This is a genomic window from Burkholderia sp. Se-20378 (assembly GCF_017104665.1).
In the GTDB taxonomy this organism is placed as follows: domain Bacteria; phylum Pseudomonadota; class Gammaproteobacteria; order Burkholderiales; family Burkholderiaceae; genus Burkholderia; species Burkholderia lata.
Genome location: NZ_JAAGPG010000531.1, coordinates 1 through 5,585, shown reverse-complemented (window position 1 = coordinate 5,585; position 5,585 = coordinate 1). Strand labels below are relative to the sequence as shown.

General features: G+C 65.8%; 5 protein-coding genes. All 5 read left to right on the top strand.

All coding sequences use genetic code 11. The features are described 5' to 3' along the window. Window positions 1–459 precede the first annotated feature (459 nt). Window positions 460–1,551, top strand: a complete 1,092-nt coding sequence (apbC, locus tag G3N93_RS33000; protein ID WP_206134838.1) for an iron-sulfur cluster carrier protein ApbC — start codon at window positions 460–462, stop codon at window positions 1,549–1,551. A 133-nt stretch (window positions 1,552–1,684) separates the two neighbouring features. Then, on the top strand, window positions 1,685–2,221 hold the full coding sequence (sodC, locus tag G3N93_RS32995; RefSeq protein ID WP_174983199.1) for a superoxide dismutase [Cu-Zn]: 537 nt from the start codon (window positions 1,685–1,687) through the stop codon (window positions 2,219–2,221). 112 nt (window positions 2,222–2,333) lie between these two features. After that, window positions 2,334–2,903 carry a dCTP deaminase gene (gene dcd, locus G3N93_RS32990; RefSeq protein ID WP_006398615.1) on the top strand — a complete coding sequence of 190 codons (570 nt, stop codon included), beginning with the start codon at window positions 2,334–2,336 and terminating at the stop codon, window positions 2,901–2,903. An 81-nt stretch (window positions 2,904–2,984) separates the two neighbouring features. Beyond that, a complete protein-coding gene (locus G3N93_RS32985; RefSeq protein ID WP_069248599.1) occupies window positions 2,985–5,264 on the top strand; it encodes an arginine/lysine/ornithine decarboxylase in 2,280 nt (759 codons plus the stop codon). Further along, on the top strand, window positions 5,264–5,585 hold a 322-nt coding region (locus G3N93_RS32980), incomplete at its 3' end, for a lysozyme inhibitor LprI family protein (protein WP_206134837.1). The genes G3N93_RS32985 and G3N93_RS32980, both read left to right, overlap by 1 nt.

The following is a 5,585-nucleotide window of genomic DNA, read 5'->3' as shown; positions in this document are numbered from 1 at the left end:
CGTGCCGGTACCGACGGCCGTATTGTTGCCTTGCTGCGTGGCGCAGCCTGCCAGCAGTGCGCCGGCCAATGCGAAGACGGACAAGCGGGTCGCGATTTTCATGTTCATCTTGGATTCCTCTCTTGGTTGAACGAGTCGACAACGACGACAACAACAGTTACGGCTCCCTGCGCGGGCCGCCCGAAAAAGGAGGGCAGGCCTGCGCTCGCGGCAGCCGCCGAGGTGGCCGCATGCCCTGTCCGTCAGCGTGGCTGTTGGGACAGGGCGACGCGTCAGCCTCTACAATATAGGCGGTTAATGGCCGATTTGGCCCCATAGCATGCCGCACGCGAAGAGTGCGCCGGGTCGCGCGTTCGCGCAATGGCGTGCAACAGATTCTTTCACTTTTCCCGATTTTCGCAGCGTAATTTGATATTTTTTGACGTTTGCGCGCGAGAAAAACGTTTTCACGGAGTTTCGATGAGCATTGACCGGGCACAAGTCGACGCCGCTTTGGCGGCTGTCGTCGACCCCAATACCGGCCGTCCGTATGCGGCGAGCAAGGGCGTGCGCAACGTCGCGATCGACGGCGACGTCGTGGCGCTCGACGTGGTGCTCGGTTATCCCGCGCGCAGCCAGCACGACGACGTGCGCGCACGCATCACCGCCGCGCTCCAGGCCGTGGCCGGCGTGCGCGACGCGCGCGTCGCCGTGTCGCAGGAGATCGTCGCGCACACGGTGCAGCGCGGCGTGAAACTGCTGCCGAACGTGAAGAACATCGTGGCGGTTGCGTCGGGCAAGGGCGGCGTCGGCAAGAGCACGACGGCCGTCAACCTCGCGCTCGCGCTCGCCGCGGAAGGCGCGTCGGTCGGCATCCTCGACGCCGACATCTACGGCCCGTCGCTGCCGACGATGCTCGGCATCCACGGCCAGCGCCCCGAGTCGCCCGACAACCAGTCGATGAACCCGCTCGTCGGCCACGGGCTGCAGGCGAACTCGATCGGCTTCCTGATCGAGGAAGACAACCCGATGGTGTGGCGCGGCCCGATGGCGACCTCCGCGCTCGAGCAGTTGCTGCGCCAGACCAACTGGCGCGAGCTCGACTACCTGATCGTCGACATGCCGCCGGGCACGGGCGACATCCAGCTCACGCTCGCGCAGCGCGTGCCCGTCACGGGCGCGGTGATCGTCACGACGCCGCAGGACATCGCGCTGCTCGATGCGAAGAAGGGCCTGAAGATGTTCGAGAAGGTCGGGATTCCGATCCTCGGCATCGTCGAGAACATGAGCATCCACATCTGTTCGAACTGCGGCCACGAGGAGCACATCTTCGGCGCCGGCGGCGCCGAACGGATGGCGAAGGAGTACGGCGTGAACGTGCTCGGCAGCCTGCCGCTCGACATCGCGATCCGTGAGCGCGCCGACAGCGGCACGCCGACGGTCGTGGCCGATTCCGACGGCGCGCTGGCGCGTCGCTACCGCGACATCGCACGCGGAGTCGCGCTGGCGATTGCCGAGCGATCGCGCGACATGACGTCGAAGTTCCCGTCGATCGTTGTTCAAAATACGTAAAACCCTTGCGGGGCGGGGCCTCACGCTGTTTACGGCGCCGCGAGGCGCGGTATCATGGCGACTTTTCCCGGGTCCCTTTACCCGCCCGGCGCGGCCGTCGTGTCAAACGGCCGCCAGCCGGCATGAGGATCGAATGAAACAACGACATCACGGCGTGCATGCCAGCCGCGTGCAATGCGCGCTGCTGGCCGCCGCCGCGCTGGGCCTACTGGCCGGCTGCACCTCCTTTTCCTCGTCGCACGAAAAACGGGCCGACGCACAACTGCAGCCGACGGTCGGCTCACAGGCGCGCGGCGCGGTGACGTTCGTCGAGCGTCCGGACGGCGTGCAGGTTACCTACAACCTGGCCGGGCTGCCGCCGAACAGCGATCACGCCTTACAGGTCCACGAACGCGGCGACTGCAACGCGGGCGACGGCTCGAGCGCCGGCCAGGTGTTCGCGCCGGCGGCCGACCGGTTGCGCGCGGGTGCCCGCGTCGCCGGCGATCTCGGCAACATCCACGCGGACGCGAACGGCGTCGCGGCCGGCTTCATCGTCGCGCCCGATCTGGCCCTCGATGGCGTGCGCTCGGCGATGAATCGCGCGGCGCTGGTGCACCGCGACCCGAGCGATCCCGCGTTTCCGCAGCATGGCGCGGGGCCCGCGCTTGCCTGCGGCGTGATCCGTTGACGACCGCCGCGTGCGTAGGCCGATGATCGCGTAAAATGTCGGCCTTTCCCCGGCCGCCGTCCTGAATGGCGGCCTTCGTTTCCCGTCACGCAGCGTTTCCTGGCGCCCCGATATGAGTATCAAGTCCGACAAATGGATTCGGCGCATGGCCGAAGAGCACAAAATGATCGAGCCGTTCGTGCCCGATCAGGTTCGCGCGTCCGAGGACGGCCGCCGGATCGTCAGCTACGGCACGTCGAGCTACGGCTACGACATCCGCTGCGCGGACGAATTCAAGATCTTCACGAACATCAACTCGACGATCGTCGATCCGAAGAACTTCGACGAGGGTTCGTTTGTCGATTTCAAGGGCGACGTGTGCATCATCCCGCCGAACTCGTTCGCGCTGGCCCGCACCGTCGAATATTTCCGCATCCCGCGCACCGTGCTGACGGTCTGCCTCGGCAAGTCGACCTATGCGCGCTGCGGGATCATCGTCAACGTGACGCCGTTCGAACCCGAGTGGGAAGGCTACGTCACGCTGGAATTCTCGAACACCACGCCGCTGCCCGCGAAGATCTACGCGAACGAAGGCGTCGCGCAGGTGCTCTTCTTCGAGAGCGACGAAGTGTGCGACGTGTCGTACGCGGATCGCGGCGGCAAGTATCAGGGGCAGCGTGGTGTCACGCTGCCGAAAACCTGATCTGGTTGCATAACGTCTCACCAGTTTCCGGGTGACCGCTGCGCGTGACGCGCCGCGGTCGTTCTTTTTGGAGAATCGCCCATGAAGTTTCGTTTCCCCGTCGTCATCATCGACGAAGATTTCCGCTCCGAGAACATCTCGGGCTCCGGCATCCGGGCGTTGGCCGAAGCGATCGAGAAGGAGGGCGTCGAAGTCCTCGGTCTCACGAGCTACGGTGATCTGACGTCGTTCGCACAGCAGTCGAGCCGCGCGTCGTGCTTCATCCTGTCGATCGACGACGACGAACTCATGCTCGGCGAGACCGGCTCGGACGGCGAACTGCCCGAGCTCGCGACCGCGATCATCGAGCTGCGCGCGTTCGTCACGGAAGTGCGCCGCCGCAACGCGGACATCCCGATCTTCCTGTACGGCGAGACGCGCACGTCGCGCCACCTGCCGAACGACATCCTGCGCGAGCTGCACGGCTTCATCCACATGTTCGAGGACACGCCGGAGTTCGTCGCGCGCCACATCATCCGCGAGGCGAAGGTCTATCTCGACTCGCTCGCGCCGCCGTTCTTCAAGGAACTCGTCAAGTACGCGGACGAAGGCTCGTACTCGTGGCACTGCCCGGGCCACTCGGGCGGCGTCGCCTTCCTGAAGAACCCGCTTGGCCAGATGTTCCACCAGTTCTTCGGCGAGAACATGCTGCGCGCGGACGTCTGCAACGCGGTGGACGAACTCGGCCAGCTGCTCGACCACACGGGCCCGGTCGCGGCGTCCGAGCGCAACGCGGCGCGCATCTTCAGCGCGGACCACCTGTTCTTCGTGACCAACGGCACGTCGACGTCGAACAAGATCGTCTGGCACGCGACGGTTGCACCGGGCGACATCGTGCTGGTCGACCGCAACTGCCACAAGTCGATCCTGCACGCGATCACGATGACGGGTGCGATTCCGGTGTTCCTTACGCCGACGCGCAACCATTTCGGCATCATCGGGCCGATCCCGCGCGACGAATTCAAGCCGGAGAACATCCGCAAGAAGATCGAGGCGAACCCGTTCGCGCGCGAAGCGATGCGCGAGAACCCGGACATGAAGCCGCGGATCCTGACGATCACGCAGAGCACGTACGACGGCGTCGTCTACAACGTCGAGATGATCAAGGACCTGCTCGGCGACCTGCTCGACACGCTGCACTTCGACGAAGCGTGGCTGCCGCATGCGACGTTCCACGACTTCTACCGCGACATGCACGCGATCGGCGACGGCCGTCCGCGCACCGGTGCGCTCGTGTTCGCGACGCACTCGACGCACAAGCTGCTCGCGGGCATCTCGCAGGCATCGCAGATCGTCGTGCAGGATTCGGAGAACCGCACGTTCGACAAGCATCGCTTCAACGAGGCGTACCTGATGCACACGTCGACGAGCCCGCAGTACGCGATCATCGCGTCGTGCGACGTCGCGGCCGCGATGATGGAGCCGCCGGGCGGCACCGCGCTGGTCGAGGAATCGATCGCCGAGGCGATCGACTTCCGCCGCGCGATGCGCAAGGTCGACGCCGAATACGGCGACGACTGGTTCTTCAGCGTGTGGGGCCCGGACAACCTGTCCGAGGAAGGCATCGGCTCGCGCGAAGACTGGATGCTGAAGCCGAACGACCACTGGCACGGTTTCGGCCCGCTGGCGGAAGGCTTCAACATGCTCGACCCGATCAAGGCGACGATCATCACGCCGGGGCTCGACGTCGACGGCGAGTTCGGCGAGACCGGCATTCCGGCCGCGATCGTCACGAAGTACCTGGCCGAGCACGGGATCATCGTCGAGAAGACCGGCCTGTACTCGTTCTTCATCATGTTCACGATCGGCATCACGAAGGGCCGCTGGAACTCGATGGTGACCGAGCTGCAGCAGTTCAAGGACGACTACGACAACAACCAGCCGCTGTGGCGCGTGCTGCCGGAATTCGTCGCGCAGCATCCGCGCTACGAGCGTGTCGGCCTGCGCGACCTGTGCACGCAGATCCACGACGTGTACCGCGCGAACGACATCGCCCGCCTGACGACGGAGATGTACCTGTCGGACATGGAACCGGCGATGAAGCCGTCGGACGCATTCGCGAAGCTCGCGCACCGCAAGATCGACCGCGTACCGCTCGACGAGCTCGAAGGCCGCGTGACGAGCATCCTGCTCACGCCGTACCCGCCGGGCATTCCGCTGCTGATCCCGGGCGAGCGCTTCAACAAGACGATCGTGAACTACCTGCGGTTCGCGCGCGACTTCAACGAACGCTTCCCGGGCTTCCACACCGACATCCACGGCCTCGTCGCGGAAGAGGTGAACGGCCGCGTCGAGTACTTCGTCGACTGCGTGCGCGACTGATGGCGACGCACGGACGAATCCAGGCGATGCGTGCGGCGGTGGCCGCGCTCGTCGTCTGGGCGGCAGGGTCGGCCGGACTGGCGGGCGTGGGTGTCGCCCACGCGGAAGTCGCGGCGGCCGACCCGATCGACGTCGCGATGCGGCAATGCCTCGCGCGGCGCGACCGGTCCTCGCCGGCCGGCCAGATCCAGTGCATGGGCGAAGCGCAGCAGCAGTGGCAGGCCGTGATGGACGGCGCGTACCAGCGCCTGTTGAAGGATGCGCCGGCCGATGCGAAGCGCGGCTGGCAGGACAGCCAGCGCCGTTGGCTCACGTGGCGCA